The sequence below is a fragment of the Halorhabdus sp. SVX81 genome, from assembly GCF_029207715.1.
In the GTDB taxonomy this organism is placed as follows: Archaea; Halobacteriota; Halobacteria; order Halobacteriales; family Haloarculaceae; genus Halorhabdus.
In genome coordinates this window covers 2,623,633-2,636,532 of sequence record NZ_CP104322.1, presented here as the reverse complement: position 1 = coordinate 2,636,532, position 12,900 = coordinate 2,623,633, and the positions used below count along the sequence as shown (strand labels likewise).

Genomic DNA, 12,900 nt, shown 5'->3' with positions numbered 1-12,900 from the left:
AAACACACCGGGAGCGGCAGGGGCGTTCCGGCGGGTAGGACAGAAGTCGCGTGGCTTGCACGAGAGGTTTGCCTGATTGGGACTGTAGTGAGCGCTCAATACAGCCACACCTATCGGTTATCCACGATGATGGAGTATTTATATATGAAAATATATGAGAACGAAGAATAGTTAGTCAGGTATCAATGTGATGTCCCTTCACGAAGTCATTGACCAGTGTGGCCATGTAGTTCTTTTTTTGATCTGCTCCGTAATAGGTAGGCATATATACTCCTTCTATGGGTTCCCCGACTCTCTCCATTTCTGAGCCATCTTGATGCGTTGGCTTTGTGTTCAACAGCCACGCTTTGCGCGCGTATGGAGTGGCGTAGGGCAAATCAGATGTTTCGATATGTCCTTGATTAAATAGAAAGGCGGCAAAATCAACGAAGTTTTGCTTATCACTCTTGCTATTATCAAACTCAAATTCTTTTTTCCGTGAATCCCATGTTATGCCGGTTTCTGCTTCTAATTTCTCAAAGAATCCGGCTGCTTCGTCGTTTCCATTATCAGGCACCTCCACTTTTTCAACGGTATCAAACTCCAATCTGATTGATGTGGGCAGGTCATCATTGTTATCAACGTCGGCATCTATACGGCTCACTCCTTCAATTCTTAGATGTTCCACCGGGAGTTCATCCCACCCAATTTCATCGGTGACTGTTTCAATCGGTTCATCGGACAGCATGCGCTCTTGTTTACTCACGAACTGAATGCCCTTCTCGTTCATCTCTATCGTGCGGGACATACTCGCCTATTGGTTTAGATATGACTTAAGTCTTTGTGTGTGTCCTATTCGACTTCCAGATATCAAAATATTGCCCAACCAGTAAGACTGAAAAGCCACACCAGTCAGTCAATATCCAGTCAATCCGGCCTCAACAACGCTCTATCCCCCTCAATTAGCTTATTTCGTGGTCAGCCAACAATAATCAGTTGGTCCTAATCGAGAAGTTCTTGGCATTTACAATCGCTCAATTTTGAGGGATCTTATGCTGTATCCAGGGCAAGAATGTAGTAATTTACGTAAAGCAGTAACAGTCAGTTCGCAGATCTACTGACCAGTTGGTTTACCTCAGTTCCCCAGCAACACAGCTGATGTGCTGAACTCATACTCTCTACGCAGTACGCCAGTTTTAGCGCGATAAGTCAAGCCTTCGGCTACTATCGATCTCACGACCGACCGCCCTTCGGCGTCCAGTCGGCCGTCCCCTCCGCCCAGAAGTCGCTCTCGGGCGCGAGTTTCTCGACCCAGGTGTCTTCCTCGCGGGCGAGCATCGCGACCCGGGAGTCCGCCGACTCCTTGATGACGTCGTGGTCGGGCAGGAACTCGCCGACAGCCTCGGTGAAGGACAGGACATCGTCGTGGTCGGGCATCGACGACCGATCCAGCCGGCCCCGTGAGTGGCCGACGTGCATGTAGGCCTTCAACTCGTAGAAGTCGACGTCCGCGCGATCGGCCATCGCGGCGTACCACGCCGGCCGATGCATGTTGTAGCCGTCGATCAGCGTCGTCCGGAGGACCGTCCGGGTGTCGTCCTTCGCGGCGAGGACGTCCAGCGTGTCGATCAGGCGATCCCAGGCGTCGTCCTCGACAGCTTTGACGACGTCGTCGAACGTCCGGCGATCGGCGGCGTCGACGGAGACATAGAGCTGGGTGGGATCACACTCCGCGAGCATCTCCGGGTCCGTTCCGTTCGAGACGAGGAAAGTCGTGATCCCGCGATCGTGAAAGGCCTCGATGAGTTCGGGCAGGTGGGGGTACAAGGTGGGCTCGCCGTCGAGGGAAATAGCAACGTGACGGGGTTCCATGGCCTCCTCGAAGCGCTCGCGCGGAACGTCGTCGTTGCCGCCGTACCCCGAGAGGAGCTTGCGCTGGAGGTCGATCGAGGCGTCGACGACCGCCTCGGGATCGTCCCAAGCGACGTCGTCGAGTTCGTAGGTGTGGCCGGCGTGATCCCGCCAGCAGAAGACACAGCGCTCGTTACACCGGACGACGGGCGTCATCTGGATGCAGCGATGCGATCGAATGCCGTAGAACGCGTACTTATAGCACCGGCCCTCGCCCTGGAGTGCGTTGTCGGTCCACCCGCAGGTCTGGGCCGCGGTGTGGCCCTCGCTGTGGTAGTCGGGATCGGTGACCTGGCGGGCGTCGTCGCTCATTACGCACTGGTTATCTCACAGAACACCAAAAGAACACGGATCGCGGGAATTCTCACTCGAGAAGGTCGAGTGTGTCTTTGTGTTTCGAAATCAGGTCCCGAACACGCTTCCGATAGGCAGCATCTGGCCCACCGTCAGCCCTCTTTTCTGGTTCATTTTTGTCCATGGTTATCCCCTCCACCAGGCGGAGTGTACTCCACCTAGTGTTCCAATCGTCCTACTAGAGTAAACCGGGCGAGTCTACTTGAATCTATGGTACTCTATTCGTACCCTAAAAGTACCGAAAAAACAGAGGTCATCGTTATTCTTCACGGAGACGATCTTCATCGATAGATCCATCCTCTAACCACTCTGCGATCTCTTCCACTGAAAACCGCTTACGGCACCTCATGACACGTTCAACGACCTCCCCACTTTTCGCGGGTTCAAGATTTCGTCGGTCAAGGTACTCAACAACGACAAGATAGGCTGTTCGCTTGTTTCCGTCCTCAAACACATGCAATGAGGGAAGCTTCCGTAAAATAACTGCTGCTCGTCGAAAGTCGTCGTCGTATTCTCTGGCTTTTTCGAGCAGTTGTTTGACTTTTTCATCGGCGAATCGATCACGGACTCCAGGATATTTCAGATCATACGTCTCACTGATCTCATCATGAATAGTGTGAACATCTTCTACAGTCGGAAGATCGTCGTCCGTGTCCATTGAAACAATACGCTCTTTGTGAATTTTTGAGACGCCTATTTAAATTCCTCGACCTATTTTATTGAGAATATCCTCAATAAAATTAAATGGGTGAGAGGAATGTGACCCCCGGATATTTGTTATCTTTCTGACTATTGGACAGAGCGAGCCACGGACGAGCAGCTTCGTCCCCTTGAACGGATCGTCACCGAAGACGACGTCGCCCCGCTCGAAGATCGGGGCGGCTTCCTCGTCGGTCACTGCTCGCTCTCCGTGCTCGGATGGGATTCGCTGGGGGCGTGCTCGCGCCACGTTTCCTTTTCCTCGGCACCGAATTGCTCGTTGAACAGGGCGGTCGCTCGCTCGTAGCCGCTATACCCATCAAGTCGATCGGCATCGTCGGTCACCGCCCAGTACGTCGCCTTGTGTTCGACGAGATCGCGGTCCTTCAATCGCGACAGCGCGGTACTGACTGGAGCCTTCTCGAGCCCTGTTTGAGAGGCGATTTCCTGGGCCTCGAACGCACGGTCCTCGTGCGCAGCGAGGAATCCCAAGACCTGATCGGGGGCGGAGAGCCCCTCGAGTTCCTCCTCGCGTGTGTTCTCGAAGGTCTCTCGATCGATGGACATGGATGATGGAAAATACGTCGTCGACTGTAAAGAATGTTAGGAGAGAAAGCTATGAAAATAGCGTGAGTGACGACGAACCTATACAGGAAAGCACGCTTCAGGTCGATTGCCGGCCCGTGGCGGTCGGTATGGCGGAACGAGCCGAGGACATCGAGTTCGTCGGATCTCGGAGAGAATTTGTCGAGACCGGCCAGATGGGGACTGCGGTGCGATCTACAGATACTGAATCGATTGATCGTCGTCAGAGCGGTGTTGTAAGTGCTCGTCGACGACTTTCACCACGTCTCCGATCTGTCGTCCAGCCTGTCTGACGTAAATTATTCCAGTGTGCTCCAGTCCTTCGCCCTTGACGAGTGAGAGAAAGTCGTCGTCGAAAGTCAACAGGAGCCAGTCGTTCTCGACGGCGTATCGCAGTTGTTCACGGTCAGGTTCACCGAGCGTTCCCTTCTCTCGCGGTATGGATCGTCCAGCCACGCCGGCGAAGTCCATCAGCGACGGGGATCCACATGCTCTCGTCACAGTACACCGATCGGGTCATGCCGGGGTCGGCTCCGAGGACGGCGATCGGAAGTCCTCGATGTGGTCGTAGTAGTACGCCAGCGCCCGATGGACGTCTGCGAGCGTGAGATCGGGATACAGTTGCGTTATCTCGTCCGGATCGTAGCCGCTGTGTTCGTACGCCGAGGCGATATCCTTCACCCGGATCCCTGTTCCCTCGACCGTCGGCGTGCCATCACTGTGGTCGGGGTCTCGAACGATTCCCATACATGCTAATTGTACGCTCTGTAACTTCAAGTTGCGGTTACATGGAATCTGTTTCCAGAAAAGCACACTCTTCTGGACGTCGAGCGTGTCACCGGCCGGCAGACCCGTCGCCGCGTCAACGAAGGGCCTTACTCCCCGATCGAGATCATGCCCTTGATCGCATCGTCGTCATCGCGGGCGCGCTCGAAGGCTTCCTCGACGTTCGCCAGGGGTTCGGTGAAGTCGGCGATCCACTCGATCTCGGCGGCACCGTCTTCGAGCAGGTCGATCGCCGGGCCGTAGCGGTTGGCGTCCCGGAACGAACCCAGCACGTCGAGTTCGTTGGTGATGATCTCTAAGGCGTCGACCTCCACCGTCGCCTCGTCGGCCAGGCCGATCATGACGACCGTGCCGCCGCGACGGGCCGCGTCGATCAAGGCTTCGACGTCGGGTTCGGAGTCCGTCGCCTCGAAGACCACGTCGGCCCCCCGGCCGTCGGTATATTCCTCGACGGTCGCGGCGAAGTCTCCCTCGCGAACGTTGACCGTCGCGTCAGCGCCGTGTTCTTCGGCGCGTTCGAGTTTGCTGTCGACGACGTCGCCGACGATGATATCGGTCGCGCCCGCCGCCCTGGCGGCCTCCATCGTGACTGAGCCGACCGTCCCGCCGCCCAGGATCGCGACGGTGTCGCCGTGGCCGACGCTCCCCCGGCGGGTCGCGTGGAGACCGACGGCGAAGGGCTCACACAGCGCGCCCTCGACCTGGGAGACGCTGTCGGGGAGAACGTGGGCGAGGTTCGCCGGCCAAGCGACGTACTCCGCGAACGCGCCGTCAAAGGGCGGCGTCGCCATGAAGTCGACGTTCGGACAGAGGTTGTACTCCCCGCGGCGACAGTGTTCGCACGTGCCACAGACGATGCCCGGTTCGAGTGCGACGCGGTCGCCGACATCGAGTCCCTCGACGTTGTCGCCGACCGCGGCGATGACGCCCGCGCTCTCGTGGCCGAGCAGGAGCGGGTCCTCGACGACGTACTCGCCGATCTTGCCGTGCTCCCAGTAGTGAACGTCGGACTTGCAGATGCCGACGTCGGTCATCTCGACGAGCACCTCGTCGCTCGCCGGCGTCGGTCGCTCGCGCTCCTCGAACTCGAACTCGAGATCTTCAGTGAGGACTGCCGTCTGCATGGCCCGAGATTGCTGGGCCAGCGGTATATAACCCACAGACTACGATCGAACAGGTCACTCGAAGTATCGTTCGTTCCGATGAACGCCGTACCCTCCGGGATCCGGGCTGCTCGCTTCGCCATCTCGTAATCCCTATGGTCGCCGGTGGAATACCGTGGGTATGTTCCTGACATTCCGCGACGAGGTCGAGGTCGCACTGTCCGAGGCACTCTCGGCGCTCGACCTGCCGAGTGACGATCTGGGGATCGAACACCCCCCGGAAGATGTCCCGGCCGTCCTGGCGTCCAGCGCTGCCTATCGACTCGCCGACGAGGCGGGCGCACCGCCACCGAAGATCGCCGCCGACATCGCGAGCGAGATCGACCCAGCCGGGTACGACTACGTGGGAAGCGTCCAGACCCAAGGCCCCTACGTCAACTTCCTGCCGAGCGATCGGTACTTCGAAGGGACGCTCGAAGCCGCCCAGGCAGACGACTACGGCACGCTCGAAGACACCGGCGAGTCGGTCGTCGTCGAGCACACCAGCGCCAACCCGACCGGCCCGGTCCACGTCGGCCGGGCCCGCAACCCCATCGTCGGGGACGCGCTGGCTCGGGTGCTGGAATACGCCGGCAACGACGTCGAGCGTCACTATTACGTCAACGACGCCGGCCGCCAGATCGCGGTCTTCACCTGGGCCTACGAGACTTTCGACGAAAGCGACCTCCCCGAACCCGAGCGTGAGTCCTCCGAGTACGAGATGGTCCGGTACTACCGGAAAGCCAACGACTACCTCGAAGAAGCCAGCGAATCGGAGCAGGAAGCCGCCGAAGACGAGATCGGGGCGATCCTCCAGGGCTTAGAGGAGGGCGACGAGGAGACCTACGAGCGCGTGAGCGAGGTCGTCGACACCGTGCTGGGCGGGATGACCGAGACCCTCGGACGGCTGCCCGCCGAGTTCGACGAGTTCGTCAAGGAGACCCGGTTCATGCGCGACGGGTCGACCGACGACCTCGTCGATCGCCTCAAGGAACTCGACGCCGCCGTCTTCGAGGAGGATGCCTGGCAACTCGACCTGCCGGACTTCGAGAAGAACCTCGTCTTCCTCCGGTCGGACGGGACCTCGCTGTACACCACGCGAGATCTCGCCCACCACGAGTGGAAGTTCGACAACTACGATCGGGCGGTCACGGTGCTCGGTGAGGACCACAAGCTCCAGGCTGATCAACTATCCTCGACGCTGGAGCTACTCGGTCACGACACCGACCGCCTCCAGCAGGTCTTCTACTCGTGGGTCAACCTGCCCGAGGGCGGCATGAGCACCCGCGAGGGGACCGGTGTGGATCTCGACGACTTACTCGACGAGGCGATCGACCGTGCCCGCGAGGAGGTCGAGGACCGCCTCGAGGACCGCCAGCGGAGCGACGACCTCGATACGGAAGATGTCGAACGCATTGCCCACCAGGTCGGGATCGGGGCCGTCCGGTACGACGTCGTGGCCAAACAGCCGACGAAGGGCATCACCTTCGAGTGGGACCGCGCGCTGGACTTCGAGGCCCAGTCCGCGCCGTACGTCCAGTACGTCCACGCTCGCTGCTGTGGCATCATCGACGAAGGGAAAGACGCCGGCTACGAGGTGCCCGAGACGGTCAGTGCGGCGACGCTGACCACTGATGCGGAACGGGACCTGCTGCGTGCGATCGCGCGGTTCCCCGGCGTGATCGAGCAGGCGGCCGATGAACTCCGGCCGCACGTCGTCGCGACGTACACCCGCGATATCGCCGAGGCGTTCAACGCCTTCTACCGGGAGTGTCCCGTGCTGGACGCCGACCCGGAGACACGGGCGGCCCGGCTGGCGCTGGTCGCCGCGGCGCGAACGACCGTCGCCAACGCCCTCGACGCGCTGGGTGTCGAGGCACCGGATTCGATGTAAGACAGGTTGGGAGAAGAGATCCCCGCCGGAACGGACGTCTCAGCGACCGAAAACGCCGAAGACGCCGCCGGACTCTTCGTCGTCGGCCTCCTCGCCGTCTTCGTCTTCCTCGTCCTCGGGGAACCAGACGGTGTCCTGTTCGTCGATGGATTTCGCTGGTTCACCGATCAGGACAGCTTCGAGAATCTCGCCGAGCCGTCGGTAGGCCTCCGCCGCGGGGCTGTCGGGGGAGTTCAGCACCAGCGGTTCCTCGGTCGTCGCCTCGGAGTCTTCGGGGACGATGGCGAGCAGGTCCGCCCCGAGATCGTCGGCGACGAGTTCGACGTCTTCCGGGCCGGTCGCCCGCGTCAGGATCGACCCGATGACCTCGCCGTCGACGCGCTCGGCCAACCCCGCGGTCTTGTTCGCGTCGCCGACCGCGACGCTGTCGGGCGTCGTGACCAACAGGACGCTATCGGCCAGCCCCAGCGGGACCGTGGCCTCGTGACTCAGCCCCGCGCCGGTGTCGATCAACACGACGTCGTAGGCGTTACTCAGCGTCTTGATGACCTTCCGAAGTTTGGCGGGATCGGCGTCGGCGAAGGCCTCCAGGCTCTGCTCGCCCGGGACGACCGTCAGCCCACCGGGCGCTTCGGTCAGCGTGTCGCTGACCGCGGCGCGCTCGGCGAGCACCTCGTGAAGACTGCTGTCGTACTCGACGTCGACCATCGCCGCGAGGTTCGCCATGCCGAGGTCGGCATCGACGACGACGACATCGTACCCTGCGTCCTCGAGTGCGACACCGACATTGACGGCTGTCGTCGTCTTCCCGACACCGCCCTTGCCGCCTGCGACAGTAAAGACGTGCCCCGTCATTCGCGTGTTTTGATAGTCACGAGGCAAGCATATAAAGCCCCGCGTCCGTGCAGTTTCCGTGCAGTTGAACTGATCCACGTGTCGGGTGGGGAGACAGTCGCTTGCACCGTCCCGGACGACCCACGCCTGCCGGTCAAATGGGACGGCGCACGCAAGCCCGCCGAGTGGGACGACCCACGCCTGCCGGCCGAGACGTGCATGCGAGCGGCTGACGGGCGCGGTCAAAGCATACTTACCGGTCATCCGACTAGAGACGCGTAATGAGTAGCCAGGAAGGGCACGGGGAACAGAGTGACCGCCAGAAATACGAGTTCCGGAAAGTGATCGAGGAACTCGAAGACTACGACGGCAGCGGCACCCAGCTGGTGACCATCTACGTCCCCGACGACACGCTGATCAGCGACGTGGTGGCCCACGTCACCCAGGAGCACAGCGAAGCGAGCAACATCAAGTCCAAGGACACCCGGACGAACGTCCAGGACGCGCTAAAAAGCATCAAGGACCGACTCCGGTATTACGACAACAAGCCGCCGGAAAACGGCCTCGTGCTGTTCTCCGGAGCCGTCGACACCGGCGGTGGCCGGACGGACATGATCACTCGCGTCCTCGAAAGTCCACCCCAGCCCGTCCAGTCGTTCCGCTATCATTGCGACTCTGATTTCCTGCTCGAACCGCTGGAAGGCATGCTCGAGGACAAGGGCCTGTTCGGCCTGATCGTCCTCGATCGCCGGGAGGCCAACGTCGGCTGGCTCCGGGGTAAGCGCGTCGACCCAGTCAAGTCCGCCTCCTCGCTCGTTCCCGGCAAGCAGCGCAAAGGTGGTCAGTCCGCACAGCGCTTCGCCCGGTTGCGGCTGGAAGCGATCGACAACTTCTACCAGGAGGTCGCGGGCATGGCCAACGACCTGTTCGTCCCCGAGCGCCACGATCTCGATGGCATCCTCGTGGGCGGGCCCTCGCCGACGAAAGACGAGTTCTTAGACGGCGATTACCTCCATCACGAAATCGGCGACATGGTGCTGGGGAAGTTCGACGTCGCCTACACCGACGAGTCGGGACTGCACGACCTCGTCGACGCCGCCGAGGACGTTCTCGCCGAACACGAGATGCTCCAGGACAAGCAGGTCATGGAGCGCTTCTTCAAGGAACTCCACGACGGCGATCTGGCGACCTACGGGTTCGACCAGACCCGCCAGAACCTCATGATGGGGTCGGTCGAACAACTCCTCATCAGTGAGGATCTCCGAAAGGACGCCGTCACCTACGAGTGCGCGAACGACCACGAGGAACACGAACTACTCGACCGCAGCGCCGAGACGCCGGAACACACCTGTTCGACCTGCGGCGAGACCGTCGAGACCGGCGAGCGCGAGGACGCCATCGAACACCTGATCTCGATCGCCGAACAGCGGGGTTCCGAGACGATCTTCGTCTCGACGGACTTCGAAAAGGGCGAACAGCTGCTGACGGCATTCGGCGGCGTCGCCGGCATTCTGCGATACTCCACGGGTGTCTAATCGAAATACGGCGTGGGGGCGTCAAGGAATGCCGTGTCGGAGGGGGAAGGGCCGACACGGCGTCGACACAACGCCAGTAGGATTGGGGATCGATCGTCGGGTGGCGTCTCGGGCGTTCGGTGCGGATGCAGGAATCTGCTTCCGCAACCTCTGGTAAGCGCTTGATTCAGGTATGCACGCTACCCAACTAGTTGGGTATAGTAACGGCGACTCAGAGCAACTGTTCGAGTTGCCGGCGTCGGCCCTGCAGATCGACCGACGTTTCGACGCCGTCGGCGATCGACAGCCGGTCGACCACAAGCAACGGATCGGCGCCCGCGCGCTCGACGTGTTCGAGCAGTGCCGAGATCTCCTGGCGATGAATCGCAAGCGACGAGAGCAATCCCACGACCAGCGCCATCGGGATCGCGGCCTCGGACTCGGCGGGGAAGGAATCGTCGATCTGCCGGAAATCGGGTAGTTCCTCGGGCGGGTCGGCGACCGGCCTGAGCTCCAGACACCGGGGACAGATCGCCGCGCCGGGTTGCTCTCCCGGGAGATAGTCCCGCAAGTCGGCCGGGACCGCAAACGAGAGCATCTGGGCGTCACACTCCGGGCAGTCCATACCGGCACTAGGTAGACCGGGAGCAAAAAGGTACGCTGTCAGGGATAGCCGGCCACGATCAGTTCGTCGTCGCCACGTGACGTCGCCCTCGCCGGTGCACATTTGGGGGCAGGATGTGAACATCCCACTATGGCCGAACGTCCGCTGAAACAGCGATTCGTCCTCGATACGTCGGTGTTCATCACGCCGGAAATCCGGGGTGACGACGAAGACATCGAGGACGCCGTCGATCGCCTGCTCGACCTCGTCGCGGAGGCAAAACTCGAACACAATATCTCGTGTTACATGCCGCCCTCGATCAACGACGAACTCACGACGATGCTCGAGGAGCGCGACGTCAGCGATGAGACGATCGCCAAGCTCAACACCTGGGTCATCACCAAGAGTCCGGCCCAGTACGAACTCATGATCCCGGCCGAAATCGTCTATGGGTTCATCGACGAGATGAGCGAGCGGGTCAACCGCGGCCTTCGAGTCTCGGAGAAGGCTGTCCGGAAGGCCGAACAGTCCCGCGACGAGCAGGAGACGGACAGCGAACACATGAGCGAGGTCGACCAGGTCATCTCGGATCTCCGGGACGAATATCGGCGGGCACTCCGCCAGGGCGTGCTCGACTCCAGAGAGGACTTCGACCTGTTGATCCTCGCGCGCGAACTCGAAGCCGGCGTCGTCACGGAAGATACCGGCATCATCACCTGGGCCGAGGACTTCGGTCTGCGGTATCTGCGGGGACGGTCGTTCCCGTCGTTACTCGAGGAGTATTTAGCGGCAGGTGAGCGGATCGACTGAGCAATCGTCGCGCCTGCGGGCGATTCTCGATTTGAAATTTGACACTCTCGGTTTCGGTCGGCGTATTATTTGCGAAAGCCATAATACCGCAAAGCCAGTGGCTCCAGTACCGACTACGCTATGGGACGCCATCACGCTATATATCGGCCGACACACACGAACGGGGTCGTACCGGGAGATCGACTACAGCGGAGATCGTCCACCCAGCCATGATCGTGGGCGTACCGACAGCGTCCGGCGATGAAACCCGTGTCGCAGTGGTCCCCGGGGTCGCCGAGGACCTCCTCGAGGATGGTCACGAAGTACTCCTCGAAGCCGGGGCCGGCGAGACCGCCGGGTTCGACGACGACGCCTATCGCGAGGCAGGCTGTGACGTCCTCGACGACCGGGCGGCGGTGTTCGATCGCGCTGACGTCATCTTCGAGGTGGAAGCGTTGGGCGCAATCGAGGACGGGGACGCCACCGTCTATCGCGAGGGACAAACCGTCATCGGGTTGCTCGGGCCCTACGACGTCGATGACGACGTTCTGGAGGCACTGGCCGAACGGCAGGTTAGCACGTTCGCGCTCGAACTCATCCCGCGGATCAGCCGCGCCCAGAGCATGGACGCGCTGTCGTCGATGGCCAACCTCGCGGGCTACAAAGCGATGGTGCAGGCCGCGAGCGAACTCGACAAGCTCGTGCCGATGCAGATGACCGCGGCGGGAACCGTCCAGCCCGCCGACGTCTTCGTGATCGGCGCAGGCGTCGCCGGCCTCCAGGCGATCACCACTGCTGACCGACTCGGGGCGTCGGTCCGGGCCTACGACATCCGGCCCGAAGCCGCCGAGGAGATCGAAAGCGTCGGGGCGGACTTCGTCGAACTCGATGTCCACGCCGAGGACGCCGCCGACGAGGAAGGTCACGCCCAGGAGATGGACGAAGAGTTCTACCGGAAACAGCGCGCCCAGCTCGGCGAGGAAATCGCCGAGGCCGATGTCGTCATCACGACGGCGGCGGTTCCGGGTGGACCGGCCCCCCGACTCGTCACTGACGAGGCTGTCGCCGCAATGGATCACGGCTCTGTCATCGTCGACCTGGCCGCCGACGGCGGGGGCAACTGCGACGTCACCGAGCCTGACGAACGAGTCGAGTACGAAGGGGTCACGGTCTTTGGGCCGACGAACCTGCCGTCGACGCTGCCCCGGACGGCGAGTGAGCTGTACGCCAACAATCTCCGGAATCTCTTCGAGCTTCTGGTCGAGGAGGGCGAGTTGACGATCGACATCGACGACGAGATCGTCGACGCGACGCTGCTCACCCACGACGGAACGGTCAGAGCCCCCCACGAGGACGATAGCGAGTCCGACGGGGACGATTCGAGTGACGGCGAGGAGGGGGCCACCGACGCGGACGACGAGCACGGTGACGACACGAATGGAGACAGACAGAACCAAACGACCGATGGAGGGAACGATGCGTAAGTCACCCCGCGGCGGGACAGCCCACACAAGGAGGGCAGAGCCATGAGTCTCGTCACCAACCTTACGCTGTTCGTGCTCGCGGCCTTCCTGGGCTATGAGATCATCACCCAGATCCCGACGAACCTCCACACGCCGCTGATGTCAGGCTCGAACGCCATTTCGGGGATCACGCTGCTGGGCTCAGTGCTGGTCGCCGGCTCGGGCGAGACCACGCTGGCGACCGTCCTTGGCTTTCTGGCGGTCGTGATGGCGACGATCAACGTCGTCGGCGGCTATCTCGTGAGTCACTTCATGCTTGCGGAGTTCAACCAGGGTGGTCGCTGAG

General features: G+C 61.2%; 14 protein-coding genes and 1 pseudogene. 5 read left to right on the top strand and 10 right to left on the bottom strand.

Annotation, left to right across the window (positions count from 1 at the left end):
* Nucleotides 1–175: 175 nt before the first annotated feature.
* The 8 genes and pseudogenes from SVXhr_RS13225 to SVXhr_RS13190 form a co-directional block, all read right to left on the bottom strand.
* Nucleotides 176–787 carry a hypothetical protein gene (locus tag SVXhr_RS13225; RefSeq protein ID WP_275737800.1) on the bottom strand — a complete coding sequence of 204 codons (612 nt, stop codon included), beginning with the start codon at nucleotides 785–787 and terminating at the stop codon, nucleotides 176–178.
* 425 nt (nucleotides 788–1,212) lie between these two features.
* On the bottom strand, nucleotides 1,213–2,202 hold the full coding sequence (twy1, locus tag SVXhr_RS13220) for a 4-demethylwyosine synthase TYW1 (protein ID WP_275737798.1): 990 nt from the start codon (nucleotides 2,200–2,202) through the stop codon (nucleotides 1,213–1,215).
* Between the two features lie 301 nt (nucleotides 2,203–2,503).
* Complete coding sequence (locus SVXhr_RS13215) at nucleotides 2,504–2,902, bottom strand: Fic family protein (RefSeq protein ID WP_275737796.1); 399 nt, start codon at nucleotides 2,900–2,902, stop codon at nucleotides 2,504–2,506.
* Nucleotides 2,903–3,029: 127 nt separating this feature from the next.
* A pseudogene (locus SVXhr_RS14660) lies at nucleotides 3,030–3,142 on the bottom strand (type II toxin-antitoxin system PemK/MazF family toxin); the annotation flags it as partial.
* Nucleotides 3,139–3,510 (bottom strand): helix-turn-helix domain-containing protein, encoded by a 372-nt coding sequence (locus tag SVXhr_RS13205; protein ID WP_275737792.1) that lies wholly within the window; start codon nucleotides 3,508–3,510, stop codon nucleotides 3,139–3,141. The pseudogene SVXhr_RS14660 and the gene SVXhr_RS13205, both read right to left, overlap by 4 nt.
* A 213-nt stretch (nucleotides 3,511–3,723) precedes the next feature.
* Nucleotides 3,724–3,999 carry a DUF5615 family PIN-like protein gene (locus tag SVXhr_RS13200; RefSeq protein ID WP_275737790.1) on the bottom strand — a complete coding sequence of 92 codons (276 nt, stop codon included), beginning with the start codon at nucleotides 3,997–3,999 and terminating at the stop codon, nucleotides 3,724–3,726.
* A 45-nt stretch (nucleotides 4,000–4,044) separates the two neighbouring features.
* Nucleotides 4,045–4,275, bottom strand: coding sequence for a DUF433 domain-containing protein (locus tag SVXhr_RS13195; RefSeq protein WP_275737788.1), 231 nt, complete (start codon nucleotides 4,273–4,275; stop codon nucleotides 4,045–4,047).
* A gap of 128 nt (nucleotides 4,276–4,403) precedes the next feature.
* On the bottom strand, nucleotides 4,404–5,438 hold the full coding sequence (locus SVXhr_RS13190) for an NAD(P)-dependent alcohol dehydrogenase (RefSeq protein WP_275737785.1): 1,035 nt from the start codon (nucleotides 5,436–5,438) through the stop codon (nucleotides 4,404–4,406).
* A 160-nt stretch (nucleotides 5,439–5,598) separates the two neighbouring features.
* Here SVXhr_RS13190 and argS point away from each other — a divergent pair, with 160 nt between their 5' ends.
* Entirely contained in the window at nucleotides 5,599–7,350 is a 1,752-nt protein-coding gene (gene argS, locus SVXhr_RS13185) for an arginine--tRNA ligase (protein ID WP_275737783.1), read from the top strand.
* Between the two features lie 39 nt (nucleotides 7,351–7,389).
* Here argS and SVXhr_RS13180 read toward each other — a convergent pair whose 3' ends face one another.
* The gene (locus tag SVXhr_RS13180) at nucleotides 7,390–8,205 is read right to left on the bottom strand and encodes an AAA family ATPase (protein WP_275737781.1); all 816 of its coding nucleotides are present in this window, start codon (nucleotides 8,203–8,205) and stop codon (nucleotides 7,390–7,392) included.
* A gap of 260 nt (nucleotides 8,206–8,465) precedes the next feature.
* Here SVXhr_RS13180 and prf1 point away from each other — a divergent pair, with 260 nt between their 5' ends.
* Nucleotides 8,466–9,719 (top strand): peptide chain release factor aRF-1, encoded by a 1,254-nt coding sequence (prf1, locus tag SVXhr_RS13175; RefSeq protein ID WP_275737779.1) that lies wholly within the window; start codon nucleotides 8,466–8,468, stop codon nucleotides 9,717–9,719.
* A 211-nt stretch (nucleotides 9,720–9,930) separates the two neighbouring features.
* Here the strand turns inward: prf1 and SVXhr_RS13170 are convergent, their stop codons facing one another.
* Complete coding sequence (locus SVXhr_RS13170) at nucleotides 9,931–10,323, bottom strand: DUF6276 family protein (RefSeq protein ID WP_275737776.1); 393 nt, start codon at nucleotides 10,321–10,323, stop codon at nucleotides 9,931–9,933.
* Nucleotides 10,324–10,452: 129 nt separating this feature from the next.
* Between SVXhr_RS13170 and SVXhr_RS13165 the strand changes: the two genes are divergently transcribed.
* The 3 genes from SVXhr_RS13165 to SVXhr_RS13155 all read left to right on the top strand — a co-directional run bounded on the left by SVXhr_RS13165 (nucleotide 10,453) and on the right by SVXhr_RS13155 (nucleotide 12,899).
* A complete protein-coding gene (locus tag SVXhr_RS13165) occupies nucleotides 10,453–11,112 on the top strand; it encodes an RNA ligase partner protein (protein WP_275737774.1) in 660 nt (219 codons plus the stop codon).
* 209 nt (nucleotides 11,113–11,321) lie between these two features.
* Complete coding sequence (locus SVXhr_RS13160; RefSeq protein ID WP_275737771.1) at nucleotides 11,322–12,575, top strand: Re/Si-specific NAD(P)(+) transhydrogenase subunit alpha; 1,254 nt, start codon at nucleotides 11,322–11,324, stop codon at nucleotides 12,573–12,575.
* A gap of 42 nt (nucleotides 12,576–12,617) precedes the next feature.
* The gene (locus tag SVXhr_RS13155; RefSeq protein ID WP_275737769.1) at nucleotides 12,618–12,899 is read left to right on the top strand and encodes an NAD(P) transhydrogenase subunit alpha; all 282 of its coding nucleotides are present in this window, start codon (nucleotides 12,618–12,620) and stop codon (nucleotides 12,897–12,899) included.
* Nucleotide 12,900: the final 1 nt, after the last annotated feature.

What these genes read in the sequence shown, in the direction of transcription:
- SVXhr_RS13225 (WP_275737800.1), bottom strand. Translation starts at nt 787, where the DNA reads ATGTCCCGCACGATAGAGATGAACGAGAAGGGCATTCAGTTCGTGAGT.
- twy1 (WP_275737798.1), bottom strand. Translation starts at nt 2,202, where the DNA reads ATGAGCGACGACGCCCGCCAGGTCACCGATCCCGACTACCACAGCGAG.
- SVXhr_RS13215 (WP_275737796.1), bottom strand. Translation starts at nt 2,902, where the DNA reads ATGGACACGGACGACGATCTTCCGACTGTAGAAGATGTTCACACTATT.
- SVXhr_RS13205 (WP_275737792.1), bottom strand. Translation starts at nt 3,510, where the DNA reads ATGTCCATCGATCGAGAGACCTTCGAGAACACACGCGAGGAGGAACTC.
- SVXhr_RS13200 (WP_275737790.1), bottom strand. Translation starts at nt 3,999, where the DNA reads ATGGACTTCGCCGGCGTGGCTGGACGATCCATACCGCGAGAGAAGGGA.
- SVXhr_RS13195 (WP_275737788.1), bottom strand. Translation starts at nt 4,275, where the DNA reads ATGGGAATCGTTCGAGACCCCGACCACAGTGATGGCACGCCGACGGTC.
- SVXhr_RS13190 (WP_275737785.1), bottom strand. Translation starts at nt 5,438, where the DNA reads ATGCAGACGGCAGTCCTCACTGAAGATCTCGAGTTCGAGTTCGAGGAG.
- argS (WP_275737783.1), top strand. Translation starts at nt 5,599, where the DNA reads ATGTTCCTGACATTCCGCGACGAGGTCGAGGTCGCACTGTCCGAGGCA.
- SVXhr_RS13180 (WP_275737781.1), bottom strand. Translation starts at nt 8,205, where the DNA reads ATGACGGGGCACGTCTTTACTGTCGCAGGCGGCAAGGGCGGTGTCGGG.
- prf1 (WP_275737779.1), top strand. Translation starts at nt 8,466, where the DNA reads ATGAGTAGCCAGGAAGGGCACGGGGAACAGAGTGACCGCCAGAAATAC.
- SVXhr_RS13170 (WP_275737776.1), bottom strand. Translation starts at nt 10,323, where the DNA reads ATGGACTGCCCGGAGTGTGACGCCCAGATGCTCTCGTTTGCGGTCCCG.
- SVXhr_RS13165 (WP_275737774.1), top strand. Translation starts at nt 10,453, where the DNA reads ATGGCCGAACGTCCGCTGAAACAGCGATTCGTCCTCGATACGTCGGTG.
- SVXhr_RS13160 (WP_275737771.1), top strand. Translation starts at nt 11,322, where the DNA reads ATGATCGTGGGCGTACCGACAGCGTCCGGCGATGAAACCCGTGTCGCA.
- SVXhr_RS13155 (WP_275737769.1), top strand. Translation starts at nt 12,618, where the DNA reads ATGAGTCTCGTCACCAACCTTACGCTGTTCGTGCTCGCGGCCTTCCTG.